At 40.0% G+C, this 16,653-nt stretch carries 17 protein-coding genes; 7 read left to right on the forward strand and 10 right to left on the reverse strand.

Translation table 11 applies throughout. The features are described from left to right. Window positions 1-277: 277 nt before the first annotated feature. The 9 genes from mrdA to dsbD form a co-directional block, all read right to left on the reverse strand. Window positions 278-2,098: a penicillin-binding protein 2 gene (mrdA, locus tag OFN91_RS02750; RefSeq protein WP_270873188.1), complete on the reverse strand. Its 1,821-nt coding sequence runs from the start codon at window positions 2,096-2,098 to the stop codon at window positions 278-280. Further along, window positions 2,095-2,583, reverse strand: a complete 489-nt coding sequence (locus OFN91_RS02755) for a hypothetical protein (RefSeq protein ID WP_270872370.1) — start codon at window positions 2,581-2,583, stop codon at window positions 2,095-2,097. Before OFN91_RS02755 ends, mrdA begins: the two co-directional genes overlap by 4 nt. Further along, window positions 2,550-3,149, reverse strand: a complete 600-nt coding sequence (locus OFN91_RS02760) for a GNAT family N-acetyltransferase (protein ID WP_270862395.1) — start codon at window positions 3,147-3,149, stop codon at window positions 2,550-2,552. The genes OFN91_RS02755 and OFN91_RS02760 overlap by 34 nt, the downstream gene beginning before the upstream one ends. Continuing rightward, complete coding sequence (locus OFN91_RS02765; protein WP_270873189.1) at window positions 3,146-3,784, reverse strand: GTP-binding protein; 639 nt, start codon at window positions 3,782-3,784, stop codon at window positions 3,146-3,148. Before OFN91_RS02765 ends, OFN91_RS02760 begins: the two co-directional genes overlap by 4 nt. After that, window positions 3,781-4,296, reverse strand: a complete 516-nt coding sequence (gene lptA / locus OFN91_RS02770; RefSeq protein ID WP_442868046.1) for a lipopolysaccharide transport periplasmic protein LptA — start codon at window positions 4,294-4,296, stop codon at window positions 3,781-3,783. Before lptA ends, OFN91_RS02765 begins: the two co-directional genes overlap by 4 nt. After that, the gene (gene lptC / locus OFN91_RS02775) at window positions 4,260-4,790 is read right to left on the reverse strand and encodes an LPS export ABC transporter periplasmic protein LptC (protein WP_270873190.1); all 531 of its coding nucleotides are present in this window, start codon (window positions 4,788-4,790) and stop codon (window positions 4,260-4,262) included. Before lptC ends, lptA begins: the two co-directional genes overlap by 37 nt. Then, window positions 4,781-5,269: a KdsC family phosphatase gene (locus OFN91_RS02780; protein ID WP_270873191.1), complete on the reverse strand. Its 489-nt coding sequence runs from the start codon at window positions 5,267-5,269 to the stop codon at window positions 4,781-4,783. Before OFN91_RS02780 ends, lptC begins: the two co-directional genes overlap by 10 nt. 95 nt (window positions 5,270-5,364) lie before the next feature. Then, the gene (locus OFN91_RS02785) at window positions 5,365-5,589 is read right to left on the reverse strand and encodes a hypothetical protein (RefSeq protein WP_270873192.1); all 225 of its coding nucleotides are present in this window, start codon (window positions 5,587-5,589) and stop codon (window positions 5,365-5,367) included. A gap of 7 nt (window positions 5,590-5,596) precedes the next feature. Continuing rightward, on the reverse strand, window positions 5,597-7,357 hold the full coding sequence (gene dsbD, locus OFN91_RS02790) for a protein-disulfide reductase DsbD (RefSeq protein ID WP_270873193.1): 1,761 nt from the start codon (window positions 7,355-7,357) through the stop codon (window positions 5,597-5,599). Between the two features lie 101 nt (window positions 7,358-7,458). On the opposite strand from dsbD, the gene ppk2 reads away from it, so the two are divergent. The 3 genes from ppk2 to OFN91_RS02805 all read left to right on the forward strand — a co-directional run bounded on the left by ppk2 (window position 7,459) and on the right by OFN91_RS02805 (window position 11,466). Then, window positions 7,459-8,379, forward strand: a complete 921-nt coding sequence (gene ppk2 / locus OFN91_RS02795) for a polyphosphate kinase 2 (RefSeq protein WP_442868047.1) — start codon at window positions 7,459-7,461, stop codon at window positions 8,377-8,379. A 122-nt stretch (window positions 8,380-8,501) separates the two neighbouring features. Continuing rightward, complete coding sequence (locus tag OFN91_RS02800; RefSeq protein ID WP_270873194.1) at window positions 8,502-10,091, forward strand: long-chain-fatty-acid--CoA ligase; 1,590 nt, start codon at window positions 8,502-8,504, stop codon at window positions 10,089-10,091. 76 nt (window positions 10,092-10,167) lie between these two features. Next, window positions 10,168-11,466, forward strand: a complete 1,299-nt coding sequence (locus tag OFN91_RS02805) for an ankyrin repeat domain-containing protein (RefSeq protein WP_270873195.1) — start codon at window positions 10,168-10,170, stop codon at window positions 11,464-11,466. Between the two features lie 368 nt (window positions 11,467-11,834). Here OFN91_RS02805 and OFN91_RS02810 read toward each other — a convergent pair whose 3' ends face one another. Next, window positions 11,835-12,482: a ferritin family protein gene (locus OFN91_RS02810; RefSeq protein ID WP_270873196.1), complete on the reverse strand. Its 648-nt coding sequence runs from the start codon at window positions 12,480-12,482 to the stop codon at window positions 11,835-11,837. 188 nt (window positions 12,483-12,670) lie between these two features. Between OFN91_RS02810 and OFN91_RS02815 the strand changes: the two genes are divergently transcribed. From OFN91_RS02815 to OFN91_RS02830, 4 genes are all read left to right on the forward strand, one after another. Then, window positions 12,671-13,447 (forward strand): MetQ/NlpA family ABC transporter substrate-binding protein, encoded by a 777-nt coding sequence (locus tag OFN91_RS02815; protein ID WP_270866432.1) that lies wholly within the window; start codon window positions 12,671-12,673, stop codon window positions 13,445-13,447. Between the two features lie 113 nt (window positions 13,448-13,560). Continuing rightward, window positions 13,561-14,373 (forward strand): peptidylprolyl isomerase, encoded by an 813-nt coding sequence (locus OFN91_RS02820; protein ID WP_270858971.1) that lies wholly within the window; start codon window positions 13,561-13,563, stop codon window positions 14,371-14,373. Window positions 14,374-14,451: 78 nt separating this feature from the next. Further along, window positions 14,452-15,054: a DedA family protein gene (locus OFN91_RS02825; protein WP_270873197.1), complete on the forward strand. Its 603-nt coding sequence runs from the start codon at window positions 14,452-14,454 to the stop codon at window positions 15,052-15,054. 133 nt (window positions 15,055-15,187) lie between these two features. Further along, window positions 15,188-16,597: an aspartate ammonia-lyase gene (locus OFN91_RS02830; protein ID WP_270858973.1), complete on the forward strand. Its 1,410-nt coding sequence runs from the start codon at window positions 15,188-15,190 to the stop codon at window positions 16,595-16,597. The last annotated feature ends 56 nt before the right edge of the window (window positions 16,598-16,653 follow it).

Consider the following 16,653-nt stretch of genomic DNA (forward strand, 5'->3'; position numbering starts at 1 on the left):
TTGCCACGAATTTTGCTACGCAAAATTCTCGCAATGACACTTAGGGCAAATTTTGTTTGATTTGTCATTGCGAGGAGCGAAGTGACGAAGCAATCCAGTAAAATTTCAAAAAAATTTAAATTTTAGAATTCTGCGAAATTTTGCCATTTGCCCTGCTTTTAATTTAAACTTTGTAGATTGCTTCGTCAAGGCTACGCCTTTCCTCGCAATGACACTTATGGCAAAATTTCGGCGCAGTGTTCAGGGATTGCATCGGCGAGGAATTTTAAAATTTATTCTACTTTTTCTTTGAATTTTGCGTAGAATTTGCCGTGGCATTTGCGTCGATATAGCCCATATCCACGAGTTTTTCGAAGATTTTTTTCACCACAGGACCTGCCGCGCTTCCGCCACCGCCTCCGTGCTCGACTAGCACCGTGACGGCGTATTTTGGGTTTTCATACGGACCGAAGCTCGTCATCCACGCATGCGAGCGGTGGAAATAATCCATTTGCGACTCTTTTAGGCGTTTGTTTGTCTTTTGCGATAGTCCTACGACCTGCGCGGTGCCGGTTTTGACCGCGAGCGGGACGACAGCGTCTTTCATGATTTTATACGCAGTTCCGCCGTTTGGATTGTTGCCTACCTCATACATTCCACGGCGCACAAGTGGGAGTTGATTTTTTTCAGCTGGGGTGAAAAGCTCGCCCGGCTCGAAGCTAATCTCTTCGCCGTCAATGCTCTTTAAAAAATGCGGGATTATCGCCTTGCCTGTGGCGATTTGGGCTGTGTTTTTGGCTACTTGCATAGGCGTTACTAGCACATCGCCTTGACCGATTGAGGCATTTACGGTCTCTCCTTGATACCATGGGCGTTTGAATTTCTGCATTTTCCACGCCTTATTTGGCATGGTGCCTACGAATTCGTTCGGCAAATCCACGCCCGTTTTCACGCCGTATCCCATGCGGTTAAGGTAAGCTGACATATAATCAATCCCCACAATCAGCGAACCTTCGTAAAAATATATATCACAGCTACTTTTGATAGCCTGCACTAGGCTCACTCTGCCATGCCCTCCACTACTCCAACACCTAAATCTGCGCCCTCCAAGCTCAATCGCACCACCGCAAAACGCGCTCCAATTCTCATTTATCTTGCCACTATTTAAAAAGCTCATTCCCACAGCCATTTTGATTACCGAGCCTGGCGGATAGAGGCCATTTACGAGCTTGTTTGTAAATGGGTGGCGCGGATCTTTGATTAGCTCGTCCCACTGAGCCTGCGAAATTCCGCCCACAAAGGTGTTTAGATTATACTCAGGGAAGCTTCCAGCGCCCAGTATCGCACCGTCTTTGAGATCAATCACGATCGCCACGCCGTCTTTGTCTTTGAAAATTTCCTCTAAATATCTTTGGAATTCCAAATCAATCGTCAGCGAAATCTCGCTACTGCTTGGCTCCTCGTATGAAATCTCCTCGACAACCTCATTTAGCGCGGTTACCTTGGTCTTGCGCTCGCCCCTTTTGCCCTGTAAAATTTCATTATAATACCCCTCCACGCCGCTTCTGCCGTTATATCCAGTAAGGGCCGAGAGAGGGTTAGATTTGATATCTTTTTTATTCGCGCGTCCGACATAGCCGATGATATGTGAGGCAAGATGATTATGCGGATAATAGCGTTGCGAGGCGGGCTCGACACGGATATTTTCGTGCAGATTCAAATTCGCAAAATGCGTGATTGTTTCGTTGTAATCCAAAAATTTAACGACTTCGATAAAATTTTGGTTATAAACCGAGTTTTCGTCCTTGTAAATTTTGCGCATTTGCGTGGTGTTTAAATCCGCGAAATATTTGCTGATATTTGCTAACTCAGCATCCAGCGCGCTATCTTTTAAATGTGGCGCAATCAAAAGCGAAAATCCGATATTATTAATCGCTAGCGGGCGATTTTTGGCGTCTAGTATCTGTCCCCTCACAGGCGGGATATACTCGGTCGAGACGACATTGTTTTTGGCGATTTGCTCGTAAAATTCGTTTGATTTGATAGCTAGATAATACACCCTAACCAAAAGCACGGTAAAAAACGCCAAAACAAAGAAAAAGACGAATTTTAATCTCATACAAATCGCCCCTTAAAAAAGAGCAAACTAAGCAAAATATCGACCACGATATAGCTTAAATACTCGCTTCCCACACTCATAGCGTCAGCTTTTTTGATATACGAAATCGCGCCATTTACCCCCAAAATCAGCGCATAAGCAATCACCACATAAAAGCCAAGCAAAAAGTTGCGGAATTTGATATTTCGCAGGCTAAATTCGTAGATAAAAGTGTAAAAAATAATGTAAGCTAGCGCAATGCTAAATAGGTTAAATCCGTAAATTTGCTCGGCGCAAAATAGATAAAAAATCGCAAAATAGTAAGCGAAATTGTATTTTTTAAATTTGTTTTCATGCTCGAATTTTAGCACCACCAAAGTCACGAAAAAAAACCCCAAAAGTGGCGGCAGTCCCCGATACATCACGCTTAAAAGCAGATAAAACGCGACGCCAAAGCTTAGGGCAAAATCGACTATAAGGTATAAATTACCGCGACTTCGTTGCATACTGGAAACTTTTTGCAAGATATACAATCTGCCCAAATTTTTTGGGCTGGAAGCTCGTCTTTGCTGATTTCTTTAAAGCCGTTTTGCTCGAAAAAATGCTTTTGATATGTCAGAGCAAAGACATTTTTTAAGCCGTAAAATTTCGCCTCGTCTAATAAAGCTTTGACGATTTTTGAGCCGATTCCTCGCCTGCGAAATTTCGGCGAAACGACAAATGAGCGAATTTCTGCAAGATCTGCATTGAAAATTTTCAAAGACGCATATCCTGCAAGTTCGGCGTTTTGTGGTTTTTGGGCGAAATACTGCGTGTAAGAGGCGCAAATTTGGGAATTTTGATTTGAAATTTCACTAGAATTTGCCCCTAAATTTTCGCTATCAAATTTTGGCTCAGTATTTTCTGGCTTGGCGCACGCCTCATCGCAAACATACGCTAGCGTGTATGAGCGGATATATGTGGCGATCTCATCGTCGCTTCTAGGCAAAATCACACCGCTTTCGACTTCGGCTTTTATCATTTCTTGCATTGCGCCTATGTCGCACAGACGCGGTTTTTCTAGCACTATCATAGTCCAAACGCCCTTTTTATGATTAATTCGCGCGCTTTGGCTACGCCAGAACCTTTTAGCGTCGAAACAAAAAGTGCGCCAGGATCGCTTTTAAGCAATTTTGCGCGCCCAGCTTGATTTAGTTTGTCAGCTTTCGTGTAAAGGCGCAAAATTTGCTGATCGCCTCGCAAAAAGCTCTCCACATACTCGCGCAAATTTCTATCAATATCCAAATCGAATTGGCGTGAATCTATCAAATGGACAAAAAGCTTGATATTTGGGCGGTTTTTGATAAATTCGTCCAAATTTTTCTGCCAGATATAGTGCATTTTTTTCGATACTTTTGCATATCCAAAACCCGGCAAATCCACAAACATAAGCGAAAAATTCTCGCCTAAATTTGCCAAAGCTTCATCAAATTTTTCATTTTCGCTAAATTTTTGCCCAAATTTTACTTCGAAATAATTCACAAGTTGCGTCTTGCCCGGCGTCGAGCTTGATTTGGCTAGCCCCTTGCGCTGAGTTAGAGCGTTTATCAGGCTGGATTTGCCCACATTTGAGCGCCCCAAAAACGCCACCTCGCTCATCGCAAACTCTGGGCTATCGGCAATCCCTGCGGCGGAAGTTATAAATTTCGCGTCGTTTATGTTTATCATTTTTGCTGATCTTCTACTTGAAAGATTAATCTCACAGGCTTTTTGCCAGCACCGCCACCTGGCGCGGATTTGACCTCGTAGGTGCCTTTGGTGCGATTGACCACAATCTGCTCGCCAAAGACCTCTTTTTTGGTCTCAGTTTCGTGTAAATGCGCGTTTCCTTCGAGCGTGTAAGTCTCAGCGCCCGGGGTGTATGTCAGCACTGCGCCCTGTCCGTCGTAGTGTTTGTCATTTACTAGCACCTTAAATTTCGCATTTCCTGTGGCGACATATTTTGTGGGTTGCTTTTTTGCGTCGAAATAAATCGTAACCTTATCCGAAGTTAGCGTATCATAGGAGCCTTTTTTTATCTTTACATTGCCCGTTAGGGTGCTGATTTGTTTGACCTCGTCAGCGAAAAAATTATCCGCCGTAACCTCGACTAGCTCAGGTGCGCCAAATGCGCTCATACAAGCCAAAAGTGATGAAAAAATCGCTAATTTGATGAATTTTTGTCCTGCGTGTAATACCATGCGTGAATTCCTTTTGAGTTTGTTTTTTTATTTTTTGTATCGTAACTGATTTTTTCGCCAGTTACTTTGTTTTCGCCCTGAGTGAGGGTGTATGGCACATCTGAGCGAACGATTTTGTTTTTGAGATTATAGGTGATTTGCTCGGATTTGTAATCTATTTCGTCGCTGTTGCGGTAATGCGCCGAACCGCTAAATTTGATATTATCGCCCTTTTTAACGGCTAAATTTGAGCTAATTGTGTGATTTATATCATCTAAAATCACAGCGTCAAATTCGTAAAATTCATCGCGATCTTTGTAGCGAATCCCATTTTTCGCCCTAAATTCTCCACTGATTTTCTCGCCCACTTGATAATCTCTCACGCCTTGCATTTCGAGATTTGAAACATTTAAATTTTCCTTAAACATCTCCTCGAAATACGGAGTTTGCACGCTTAGAAACACCATAGCGACGCTAAAAATCGCGATTACGACATAGAAAATTTTTATAACCATTTAGAGTTCCAAATCTCTCGCATATTGTTTTTATCGACCAAAATTTCAATCATCTCGCGCACCGCTCCGTGCCCGCCACGCGCATTTAGCGTATAATCAGCCCTTAGCGAATTTAGCGCGTCGCTTGGCTTGAAACTCATGCCAACAGCGTTTAGCAATTTCGCGTCGTTTAAATCATCGCCAATCGCCGCAGCCTCGCTAAAATCGAGCCCGAGTTCGGCTAAAATTTCGCTAGCTCTGCCGAATTTGTCCTTTTCGCCCTGAAAAACAAAAGGAATTTTAAGCTCTTTTGCCCTATTTGCCACGATTTGCGAGTTTTTGCCTGTGATTATGGCAGCGTAAAGACCGCACCTTTGCCACTCTTGGATCCCAAAGCCGTCTTTGACATCGAACCTCTTCATCGTCTCGCCACTCTCTGCATGATACAGCGCGCCGTCAGTGAGCGAACCATCGACATCTAAAAAAATAATTTTTATCATAAATTTTCCCATAATTTGTAAATTTAAAAGCTAATGATTTTAGCCAAATTTTGCTTATAAAACAGCCATTTTAAAGTAAAATTTTAAAGCTTTGGTTAATAAATAAAAATCGAAAAAATATAAACCAAACAAAACAAAATCGGCAAAATTATCGCAAAAATGCAAAGCGAACTTTTTATGCGCCTTTTGTAATACGCTCTTTGGTCGCTAAAATTCGGCGTGCGCGCAAATTTTATGATATAAAAAACCACAAAACAAAGCGAAATCAACCATAAAAGTGGTAAAAATCCAAGAAATGCCAAAGCAAGAGTTGTTTGCATTTTGCGCCTAAATCCGTGATAAAATTTGCGCTAGTTTCGCTGAATTTAGCGAGCCGATTTGGCGCAGGTTTTCTAACTCGCTGCCGTTTTTAAAAAACAAAATCGCAGGCGGTCCCATAATGCCAAATTCTCTCTTAATCTCGCTCGTTTGGGGGCTGTTTTGGGTCAAATCAACCTTAACAAGCGTGAAATTTGACAAAATTTCAGCCAAGCTCTCATCGCCAAACGCCGCCTCACTCTCTTCGCAGTTTTTGCACCACTGCGCCCAAAAATCCACAATCACGGGCTTTTGCGAGCCTTTAATCATCTCGCGTAACTCGCCCAAATCTCGCACAAAAATAAAATTTTCCCCATTTTTCGCACTTTGCGTCATAACGCCTTTTTGTGCTGAAATTTCGCTAAGTGGCTTGGTAAAATCTCTCGCCCCGCTTGCGAAACCGATTAGCAAAAGCACGCTATAAACGGCGATTAAAAGCGCGAGTGCGCGTTTTAGTGCATTTGCGCGCGCATCAAACAATCCCAAAACCCCAGCCATTAAAGCGCACAAAATCGCGTAAAATAACAGTGCTAAATTTTCGCCGATTATGAAGCGCACTATCCAAACCGCCATAAACAAAAGCAAAAATCCAAAGATTTTTGGCACCACTTCCATCCACTCGCCAGGCCTTGGTAGCGCGCCTCCAAGCCCGATTATAATGAGCAAAACCCCGCTTCCAAGCCCCAAGGCAAAAAGCGCACTAGCTCCAAGCAGGGTATTTGCGCTATTTGCGATGTATATTAGCGCAGCACTAAGTGGAGCAGAAATGCAAGGGCTAACCATAAGTGATGAAATCGCCCCCATTAAAAAAACGCCCACAAATCCGCTTCTCGCGTCGCTTTTGGCACTTAGGAAATTTTGCAATCTGCCAGGAAGCCTAATCTCATAAAGCCCAAAAAGCGAAAACGCCAAAGCCACAAAAATGGCAGCCGTGATGATTAGGGCGATTTTATTTTGCAAAATACCTTGCAAATTTTCGCCCAAAACCGCCACCCCAGCGCCCAAAACCGCATACGAACTCGCCATGCCAAGCACATAAATCACGCTTACAATCAGGCTTAATTTCACGCTTGGCTTGCTAGCTGTTTTAGCCACTATAATCGACGAGAGTATCGGTATGAGCGGATAAATGCAAGGTGTCAAAGAGAGCAAAACGCCAAAACCAAAAAACAAAATCAAGGTCATAAAAAAGCTTTTGTTTTCGAAAATTTCTAAAATTTGCGATTGGCTTAAATTTGAGCCAAAATCCCCCGAATTTTGCTCTAAATTTTGTTCTAAATTTTGCTCTGAAATACCTGCGCCGGGATTTTTCAACGCCGAAATTTCATAGCTCTCGCCACTTTTATTTAACGCAAAGCCTCTGTTTTGTGGCTCGTAACAAAACCCACCCACAGTGCAACCAAGAAATTTTACTAAAATTTGAAAATTTTTGCTATCTTTTGCGTTTGCAAGCACTAGCCCCATAGGCAGGGCAATGCTAAAATTTCCGTCATAAATTTGGTGATTTTTATACGCTTTTGGTTGTGGGAAATTTAAAAGTGCGCCAACTTCTGCGCTATCAATGAAAATTTTTATCTCATCTTTGTAAATATAAATCTCATCTGCGACGCGAAAATTTAAGCTAATTTCGCTTTCGCTTGTGTTTGTATCGACGATAAAAGCCTCATTTGGCGCGATTACTTCACCAAAAAGTGTGATAAAAAACAGAAAAATAAAAGATAAAATTCTCATTATTTGCCTTGAAATTTTTTCGTAATATTATCAAAAACATATTAAATTTTAATTCTTTTAAATGTATAATCTAAGTTTTATTTTCAAAAAAGGAGAACAAAATGACTGAACAAACTAGCGATACACAACTCAAACAAATCGCATACGAGGGCAAAAAAATCAAAAAAATGAACAAAGAATTTTACGAGAGCGAGCTTGTAAAATTTCAAATCGAGTTACTCAAACTTCAACGCTATGTCAAAGATAAAGGGCTAAAAGTCTTAATCATCATGGAAGGTCGCGACGCAGCGGGCAAAGGTGGCACAATCAAACGCCTAACCGAGCACCTAAACCCACGCGGTTGCCGTATAGTCGCACTCGAAAAGCCAAGCAATGTCGAAAAAACACAATGGTATTTCCAACGCTATGTCGCGCATTTGCCAAGTGCGGGCGAGATTGTGATTTTTGATAGAAGCTGGTATAACCGCGCTATGGTCGAGCCTGTAATGGGATTTTGCACCGATGCTGAACACAAAGAATTTTTGCGCCAAGTGCCGAAATTCGAGGAAATGCTAGCAAATTCTGGCATTATTTTGTTTAAATTTTATTTCTCAGTTTCAAAAGAGGAGCAACAAAAACGCTTCGAGGCGCGCCGCACAGACCCTCTTAAACAATACAAACTCTCCCCAGTAGATGCCAAATCACAAGAACTTTGGGAGCAATACACTTTGGCAAAATATTCAATGCTACTAGCCTCAAACACCGATATCGCGCCATGGATCGTGCTAGATAGCAATGATAAAAAAGCTGCAAGATTAAATGCGTTTCGCTGCATTTTAGCCAGAATTGATTATGATGGAAAAATCGATCCTAGCGAATTTAAAGTCGATGTGGATTTGGTCAGAACCGGCACAGAAGAAATCATGCTTATGGAAAATAGCCTTAGAAACGAGGGCTTGGAAAAACTAGAAACCCTAAAAAAAGCGCAAAAAGCCGAAAAACAGGTAAAACTAGGCACAGGTAAGCCGAAAGATAAAAAATAACCGAATTTAGACGCCGTTTGTGCGTCTAAATTTATCTTTTCTTAAATTTTTGATTTAATTTAACTAAATTTATATAAATTTTGATAAAATTCGCGGGAAACCAAACCACACAAAGGTAAAACATGACATATAAATTCGAAAATTTATACCAAAATTTAAGTTTCTATGCGAGCGAAAAATCTCGCCATATAGCGATTTATGACGAAGATATGGAGATTAGCTACGCAGAGCTTAAAGCCAAAGTCGATGCGATTGGCGCGTATTTGCAAAATAGTGGAATTCGCTTCGGCGATAGAGTGGCTATGTATGTGCAAAACGGCTATGAGTTTTTCACCATTTTTCTAGGTATTACCTCAATCGGCGCGGTCGCTGTGCCTATGAATACCTTCCTTAAAAACGAGGAAATTGAGTATATTTTAGACAATTCGCGCTCTCGCATGATTTTCGCTTCAACCGCCCTTAGCAAGGAGCTTAAAAGCATTAGCGCACCAGATATCAGACGCATAATTTGGGTTAAAGGCAAAAGCGATGAGCCAACCCCAAACTCAGCCCTTCCAAACGCACAAACACAAGGCGCACTTAGCGAGCACAATGTCAGCTTCGATACTGTGCTAGCCTGTAAAACCAAGCTAGAAATCGCAAAATCTCCGACCGAAAACGATCTAAGCCATATCGTCTATACCTCAGGCACGACAGGTCGCCCAAAAGGCGCTATGATTCGCTACAAAAACATACTTTCAAACGCCGATAAAGCCACCCCTCGCTACAATGTGAGTGGCAAGGATAGATTTTTGGTATTTTTACCGATGTTTCATAGCTTCACGCTGACTGCGACGCTGATTTTATCGCTATACAACGGCGCGAGCATAATCGCTCTAAAATCAGTTTTCCCTATCACAAATGTCCTAAATACCGCCCTAAAACGCAAAGCAACGGTATTTTTGGGAATCCCGTCAGTTTATACAATGCTAGGCAAGGCAAAACTTGGCTGGAAATTCAGATGGTTTAATAAGCTTAGAGTATTTATGTCAGGTGCAGCCCCTCTTGCACAACAAACAATCGACGAATTTTACAAAAAATTCCCAAAAGCCCACCTTATCGAGGGTTATGGACTTAGCGAGTGTTCGCCTATCGTATCGCTGAACTACTACGACAAACAAAAAATCCTAAGCGTAGGCACACCGCTTGACGGATACGAGGTCAAAATCGTAAATGATGAAACCATGGAAGTCGCTCGTGGCGAGATCGGCGAGATTATCGTGCGCGGGGATTGCGTCATGGAAGGCTACCTAAATATCCCGCCAGAAGAGACACTGACAAACGGCTGGATTCGCACGGGAGATTTGGCATATATGGACGATGAGGGATTTATCTATATCGTCGATCGTATCAAAGATATCATCATCGCCAAAGGCATAAATGTCTATCCGCGCGAGGTCGAGGAAATCATCTACAAAATGCCACAAGTCGAGGCCTGCGCGGTCGTGGGTATCAGAGATGAGTACGCAGATGAGGAGGTCGTAGCTTTCGTGCAACTCAAAGAAAATCAAAAATTAAGCGAACGCGAAATCAAAACTTATCTGAAAAATCACCTAGCAAACTACAAAATTCCAAAGGTCGTGCATTTCGTGCCAGACCTGCCACGCAACGCCACTGGCAAGGTTCTAAAACGCGCCTTAAAAGAGCAAATCGCAAAAGATAATAACGCGTAAATTTCACCTTTATCACGCTAAATTTAACCCACAAATTGTGGGTTAAATTTGGTAAATTTTATAAAAGATTTGATATATGAAAATTTTATTATGGATTTTACCTGTTGTTTTCTTAGCTATTATACTAAGGATTGTAGAACTAGATAAGAAAAAGTCAAATTTTGTAGTTACAGCCGATACAAATATATCTAAAAACTCACAGCTTTCAAAATATGTTACGCAACAAGAAGTTGAGAATTTTGCATTTCGCTACTGGGATATTGATTTTGCAGAAGTTAAGAAAAATCCAAAAATGGAAGAATTTCGTCAAATTTTAAAAACAAAAGATACGGTTAGAATTTTAAATTTTATGAAAGATAATAATATTAGCGTTGATGAACCGCTCCATAAAGGTGTTACAGCTTTAATGTATGCTAGTTTTTATGATGATGAAAGCACTATGAAAGAGCTTATAAAAATGGGAGCTGATATTCATAAACAAGATAATCATAAAATCAGTCCTATGGCTTATGCTATGGAAAATAACTCTACAAAAGCAGTTAAACTTTTATATGAAAATGGTGTTAAATTTGAAGAAGTTACTATGATGCAAACAGCTCTTGGAGTATTGGGTTGGGGCGAATATGTAGAGTTTGAACCATATTATGATGAAAATAATATGCCACATATTAAATATAGAACTTTTGAAGAAATGCATTATCATGAAAAAACATATATGGCAGAGAATTTTTTTAGAACACTATTAAGAAACAATCAGCTTGATATTTTAGAGCTTGTATTACAAAGTGGGTATAAGCCATACTTATATGGATATTATTTGGGTGGAGATATTAGCAAATATACAAATAACCTTGCAGAAGCCGATAAATATTATATAGAAAGAGCATATAATACTAAGGGTCGTAGGACTTTTGCTGATCCGAAAATAGAGTTGGAGCTAATGCGTTTTTATAATTCGCTATATTTTCCCATACTTCAATCCCCATTTCCAAAACCTAAAATAGCAGTGCTTAGAAAATATAATGTCCCAATAGATGAGTGGAATCCAAGTAAGGAATTTTTGAAAAAATTATATAACAGAGAGTGTTATGGTGCTTGGAGAAGCCAGTTTAGCCCTAGAAAAAATGGAGAGACATATTATTTAAGAATACAAGACCGCCAAACTAAATTTTTATACGAAAATTGTTTAGATAAAAACGGAACTTTTGAAGATATTGAAGAGTATATAGTGTTTAATCAACAAATGAAAATTCTGCATAAAATAACAGCAAGCGAAGAAAGGAAATTTGGCTACGGAAACAATCGTGTAGATATGAATATCACTTCCGATGAAATTAAAAAACTTCAAAGCAAATATAACAATAATTTAGAATAATAAAACTAAAATAAACTAATTTTAAGGAGAAAAAATGACAACAGAAAACATAGAAGCTAATGAGCAAAGATTTACGGCTGCTATAAGCGACTTTTTGGTATTACATTTCTAGCCACTGCACATGCGCGCTTTGACACATTTTTATACGAAGCTATTCACATACCATAACTAACAACTAAATTTAAATAAAAATTTTAATTCAAATTGCAACTTTAAAATTTTTCACTATAATTCGCATTTTTTATCTACAAAATTTCTACAAACTCGCCAAAAACCAATGTCTATTTTGAGCTATGAGCCTGAAATTTTTATCCAAGAAGTAGAAGTAATAAATTTTGGCGCCGAATTTGACGCCAAAATTTGCGAGATTAAACTAATCTTTGTTTTTTGAAATACTCTTTTGGAGCCTTGCAAAGCGGACAGGCGCCTGGGGCCTTTTTGCCACGATGCACATGACCGCAAACTTCGCAAACCCAAACTTCCTCATCAAAACTCTCGAAAAATCCCTCTTCAAGCAAGATTTTTTGAAGCTCGTTGTATTCGCGTTCGTGCTCGACTTCGACCTTGCCGATAGCGTTAAATAGCCTTGCGACCTCTTTTTTGCCTTCTTCTGTCGCGATTTGAGCGAAGCTTGGATACATGCTTTCATGCTCGTATCTCTCGCCAGCTGCTGCGTCGATTAGGTTTTTATCCATTTTATCTAGCGGAATTCCGGCTGCTGCGTGGTGAGCTTTGAGCTCGGCTCTTGCGTGCCATTTTTCATTTTCAGCCGCTTCGTAAAAGTGGCGCGCGATAGCGTGAAAACCAGCTTCTTTGGCTAAATCGCCGTAAAGATCGTATTTGTTTCTAGCTTGTGATTCGCCAGCAAACGCCTTCATCAAATTTACCTGTGTTAAATCCTCAGTGATACATTTCATCGGCTCTCCACAGCATGTCAAAACTGCGCCCTCGCCTACTTTTTGCACTTCGACTTCACAGCCGCATTTGTCGCATTTGTATGTTTCGTATTGTCTCATACTCTCTCCTTTATCAAAAATTCAAAATTTATGATAACCAAAAGCTCATTAAACTCTACTTAATAAAAATTATTATTTAGAAGTGAAATTTCAAATACAAATTTACATATAAATTTAATAATTGTTGTGTTTTGCGCCCAAATTTTATGATAAAATCGCCCTTTTTAAATTTTCATCAAAGGAAAGAAATGAAAAAATTATTTCTAACTACACTTCTTAGTGCAAGCGTTGTAAGTTTTGCCTTGGCAGAAAAATTAGTTGTCGCAGCTACTCCTGTGCCACATGCTGAAATTTTAGAGCATATCGCACCAGAGCTAAAAGCCGCTGGATACGAGCTCGAAGTCAAAGTTTTCAACGACTATGTTACTCCAAATTTAGCCACAGATGACGGCAGTGTGGATGCGAACTATTTCCAACACGAGCCATATTTAGTGGAATTTAACGCCAAAAATGGCACAAAACTCAAAACAACAGTTGGCGTGCATTTAGAACCGATGGGAATTTATAGCAAAAAAATCACAGATCTAAAAGATTTAAAAGACGGCGCCAAAGTAGCTGTGCCAAACGACCCTACGAACGAATCTCGCGCTCTTGATGTGCTTGCGGATGCAGGATTAATCGAGGTTAATAAAGATGTAGAGCTCCGTACAGCCTTAGATGTAACCAAAAATCCTAAAAATATCCAAATTTTAGAGCTTGAAGGTCCAAATTTGCCTCGCACACTTGATGATGTCGATATCGCTGTAATCAACTCAAATTTCGCTTTCAACGCGGATTTAAACCCAGTTAAAGACTCGCTTTTCATCGAAAAAGCAGTCGGCAACCCATACACAAACATCGTCGTCGTCAAAGAAGGCAATGAAAACCTACCAAAAATCAAAGCCCTTGATAGCGCACTTCAAAGCGAAAGTGTGAAAAAATTTATCGAGGAAAAATACAAAGGCGCGATTGTTCCGTCGTTTTAATCCAAATTTAGCCTACGAATTCGTAGGCTAAATTTCGCATTTTTTATCATATTACGCATATATTTACAATCTTTTTTTATAATGCGCGCAAAAATTTTCAAAAAAGGAAAAAAATGAAAAAATTCTTATCAATCAGTTTCGTCGCCGCTATGGCGCTTTCGCTAAATGCTGGCGTGCTAGCTAGCGTCAAAGGCACAGATATCACGGTTACAGACGAGGATATCGCACCAGTCTTCGCTCAAAACCCACACGCTACCCCAAGCGATGAGGACAAAAAACAACTAATCGATCAAATGATTAAATTTAAACTTATGATTGCCGAGGCTAAAAAAAGCGGTATCGTAAATAGTGAAGAATACAAAAAACAAGTCGAACTTGCAAAAGATGAAATCGCCTTTGCTCTGTGGCAACAAGAGCAGACAAAAGATGTCAAAGTAACCGACGAAGAGGCCAAAAAAATCTATGATGACAACAAAGACAGCTTCATGCAACCAGAAAGCGTCGTGGCTAGCCATATTTTGCTAAAAGATGAAAAAGAGGCAAAAGACGCTATCGCTAAGCTAGAAAAAGTCAGCAAAGACAAATTAAAAGCCGAATTTAACAAACTTGCCAAAGAAATTTCAACAGATCCAAGTGCCAAAGAAAACGGCGGCGATTTGGGCTCATTTGGCAAAGGTATGATGGTAAGCGAGTTCGAAGAGGCTGCGTGGGCGCTAAATAAAGGCGAGATTAGCAAAACCCCTGTGAAAACTCAATTTGGCTATCATGTCATCTACAAAGAAGACCTAAAAGAGGCTGCTCCTGTGGAATTTGACAAAGTAAAAGAGATGATAAAAGCTCAAATTGCGCCAAGCAAACTAAACAAAAAAATCGACGATATCGCAAACGAGCTATTTAGCAAACAGACAGTAGAATACGCAAAATAAAAATTTTAATTTAATGCGCGAAATTTAATAAAATTTAAGTTTCGCGCAAATTCTAAATTTCAAATTTAAGGGAAATTCGTGCTTACATCAATCGTAAATTTTATCGTAGAATTCGTCGCAGCATGGGGATATTTCGGCATTTTTGCGATGATGTTTTTAGAAAGCAGTTTTTTCCCATTTCCAAGCGAAGTCGTGATGATTCCAGCAGGATACCTCGCTAGCAAGGGCGAAATGAGCTTTGCCATAGCATTTGCATGCGGGCTAGCAGGGAGCGTGGCTGGGGCTGTGTTTAACTACTATTTGTGCTATTTTTTCGGGCGCAAATTTATTGATAAATTTGGCAAATTCATCGGCGTAACAAACGAAAAATTCGCCAAATTTGAAGCATTTTTCAACAAACACGGCGAAATTTCTACATTTAATTGCAGACTAATCCCAGGTATCCGCCAATACATCAGCCTGCCAGCAGGGCTTGCAAAGATGAATTTAGCGCGATTTTGCACATTTACAGCACTTGGTGCCGGGATTTGGGTGCTGATTTTAATGCTACTTGGATATTTTATTGGCGAAAATCAAGAATTGATTAAGGAAAAATTGCATATAATCACTTTTTTTTTGTTGGGATTTGTCCTGCTTCTTTCTGTGCTTTATATACTTCATATCAAGCGAAAAAACCGCTAAATTTAAAAAAATCTTAAAATAAAACTAACAATTATAAAATTTTGAATTTAAAGTAACATTTTAACGAAAATTTAAGATTGTTTTTAGGTATTTAATAATACAATCACATAAATTCTTTCAGAAAGGACTAGTGATGGAAACTAGAAAAGAACACGATTTTATAGGTGAGCTTGAAATTCCTAACGACAAATACTATGGCGTTCAGACTTTCAGAGCTTTGGACAACTTCAAAATGACAGGTCGCAAACTTGGCGATTATCCATTTTTTGTAAAAGCATTTGCACAAATCAAAAAAGCAGCAGCACTTTCAAACAAAGAATTGGGCGTTTTAAAACCAGAAATTGCTGATGCGCTTGTAGCAGCTTGCGACAAGGTTATCGCAGGCGAATTCGCAGATCAATTCGTAGTAGATATGATCCAAGGCGGCGCAGGAACTAGCACAAATATGAATGTCAATGAGGTTTTGACAAATGTCGCTCTTGAAATTCAAGGTCATGCCAAAGGCGAATATCAATTCATCCACCCGAACGATCACACAAACCTAGGCCAAAGCACAAACGATACATACCCTAGCTCAATCAAAGTCGCAGCTTATGCTAAACTTACAGATTTGCTAGCTGCTATGGAAGAGCTAAAAGGCGAATTAGAGAAAAAAGCTGAGGCTTTCAAAGATATCATCAAAATGGGTAGAACAGAGCTTGAAGACGCTGTCCCAACTACACTTGGCAACACCTTCCACGCTTTTGCAAGCTACATTAAAAGCGATATAGCAAAAATCAAAGCTGCAAGAGAGTCAATGAGCTTTTTAAATATGGGCGCAACTGCGATCGGCACAGGTATCAACTGCCACCCAGATTATAAATTTGTAGTAGAAAAACACCTAAGCCAAATCACTGGCGTTGAGTTCAAACCAGCTGAGGATTTCATCGCAGCTACACAAGATACAGGCGATTTCGTGCATGTATCTGGCGCACTAAAAACAGCTGCTGTAAGAATCAGCAAAATCATCAACGACTTACGCCTAATGAATTCAGGCCCAAGATGCGGTCTAGGCGAAATCAACCTACCACAAATGCAACCAGGTAGCTCAATCATGCCAGGTAAGGTAAATCCTGTAATTTGCGAAGTTGTAGGCGAGGCATGCTACGAAGTCATCGGCAATGATGTATCTATCATGCTATGCTCTGAAAGAGGCGATTTCGAACTAAACGCTTTCGAACCAGGCATTGCTTATAATCTATTTAACTCAATCGTAATCTTGGAAAACGCAGTTAAAACACTAAGCGACAAAGCTATCAAAAAACTAACTGCAAATCCAGAAGCTTGCTTAAAATCAGTGCTAAACTCAGTCGGTATCGTAACTGCATTTAACCCAATTTTAGGTTATGAAAAATCAGCAAGTATCGCAAAAGAGGCTCTCCAAACTGGTAAAGCAGTCGGCGATATCTGCTTAGAGCGCGGTTATTTAACAAAAGAAGAAATCGATAAAATTTTAGATCCTAAAAACATGCTAAATCCTGGCATGAAAAAAACAGGTAAATAAATTTTATCGTGGTAGGTCAAATTTTGACCTACCCTAAATTTAGAGTTTTGAATTTT

The sequence above is a fragment of the Campylobacter sp. JMF_08 NE1 genome (assembly GCF_027737875.1).
Taxonomy (GTDB): Bacteria; Campylobacterota; Campylobacteria; order Campylobacterales; family Campylobacteraceae; genus Campylobacter_B.

Excerpts from the sequence above, each read along its gene's own strand:
- OFN91_RS02765 (WP_270873189.1), bottom strand. The coding sequence starts at position 3,784 with ATGATAAACATAAACGACGCGAAATTTATAACTTCCGCCGCAGGGATT.
- lptC (WP_270873190.1), bottom strand. The coding sequence starts at position 4,790 with ATGGTTATAAAAATTTTCTATGTCGTAATCGCGATTTTTAGCGTCGCT.
- OFN91_RS02820 (WP_270858971.1), top strand. The coding sequence starts at position 13,561 with ATGAAAAAATTCTTATCAATCAGTTTCGTCGCCGCTATGGCGCTTTCG.
- dsbD (WP_270873193.1), bottom strand. The coding sequence starts at position 7,357 with ATGAGAATTTTATCTTTTATTTTTCTGTTTTTTATCACACTTTTTGGT.
- OFN91_RS02815 (WP_270866432.1), top strand. The coding sequence starts at position 12,671 with ATGAAAAAATTATTTCTAACTACACTTCTTAGTGCAAGCGTTGTAAGT.
- OFN91_RS02810 (WP_270873196.1), bottom strand. The coding sequence starts at position 12,482 with ATGAGACAATACGAAACATACAAATGCGACAAATGCGGCTGTGAAGTC.
- mrdA (WP_270873188.1), bottom strand. The coding sequence starts at position 2,098 with ATGAGATTAAAATTCGTCTTTTTCTTTGTTTTGGCGTTTTTTACCGTG.
- OFN91_RS02755 (WP_270872370.1), bottom strand. The coding sequence starts at position 2,583 with ATGCAACGAAGTCGCGGTAATTTATACCTTATAGTCGATTTTGCCCTA.
- lptA (WP_442868046.1), bottom strand. The coding sequence starts at position 4,296 with ATGGTATTACACGCAGGACAAAAATTCATCAAATTAGCGATTTTTTCA.
- OFN91_RS02830 (WP_270858973.1), top strand. The coding sequence starts at position 15,188 with ATGGAAACTAGAAAAGAACACGATTTTATAGGTGAGCTTGAAATTCCT.
- ppk2 (WP_442868047.1), top strand. The coding sequence starts at position 7,459 with ATGACTGAACAAACTAGCGATACACAACTCAAACAAATCGCATACGAG.
- OFN91_RS02760 (WP_270862395.1), bottom strand. The coding sequence starts at position 3,149 with ATGATAGTGCTAGAAAAACCGCGTCTGTGCGACATAGGCGCAATGCAA.
- OFN91_RS02780 (WP_270873191.1), bottom strand. The coding sequence starts at position 5,269 with ATGATAAAAATTATTTTTTTAGATGTCGATGGTTCGCTCACTGACGGC.
- OFN91_RS02800 (WP_270873194.1), top strand. The coding sequence starts at position 8,502 with ATGACATATAAATTCGAAAATTTATACCAAAATTTAAGTTTCTATGCG.
- OFN91_RS02805 (WP_270873195.1), top strand. The coding sequence starts at position 10,168 with ATGAAAATTTTATTATGGATTTTACCTGTTGTTTTCTTAGCTATTATA.
- OFN91_RS02785 (WP_270873192.1), bottom strand. The coding sequence starts at position 5,589 with ATGCAAACAACTCTTGCTTTGGCATTTCTTGGATTTTTACCACTTTTA.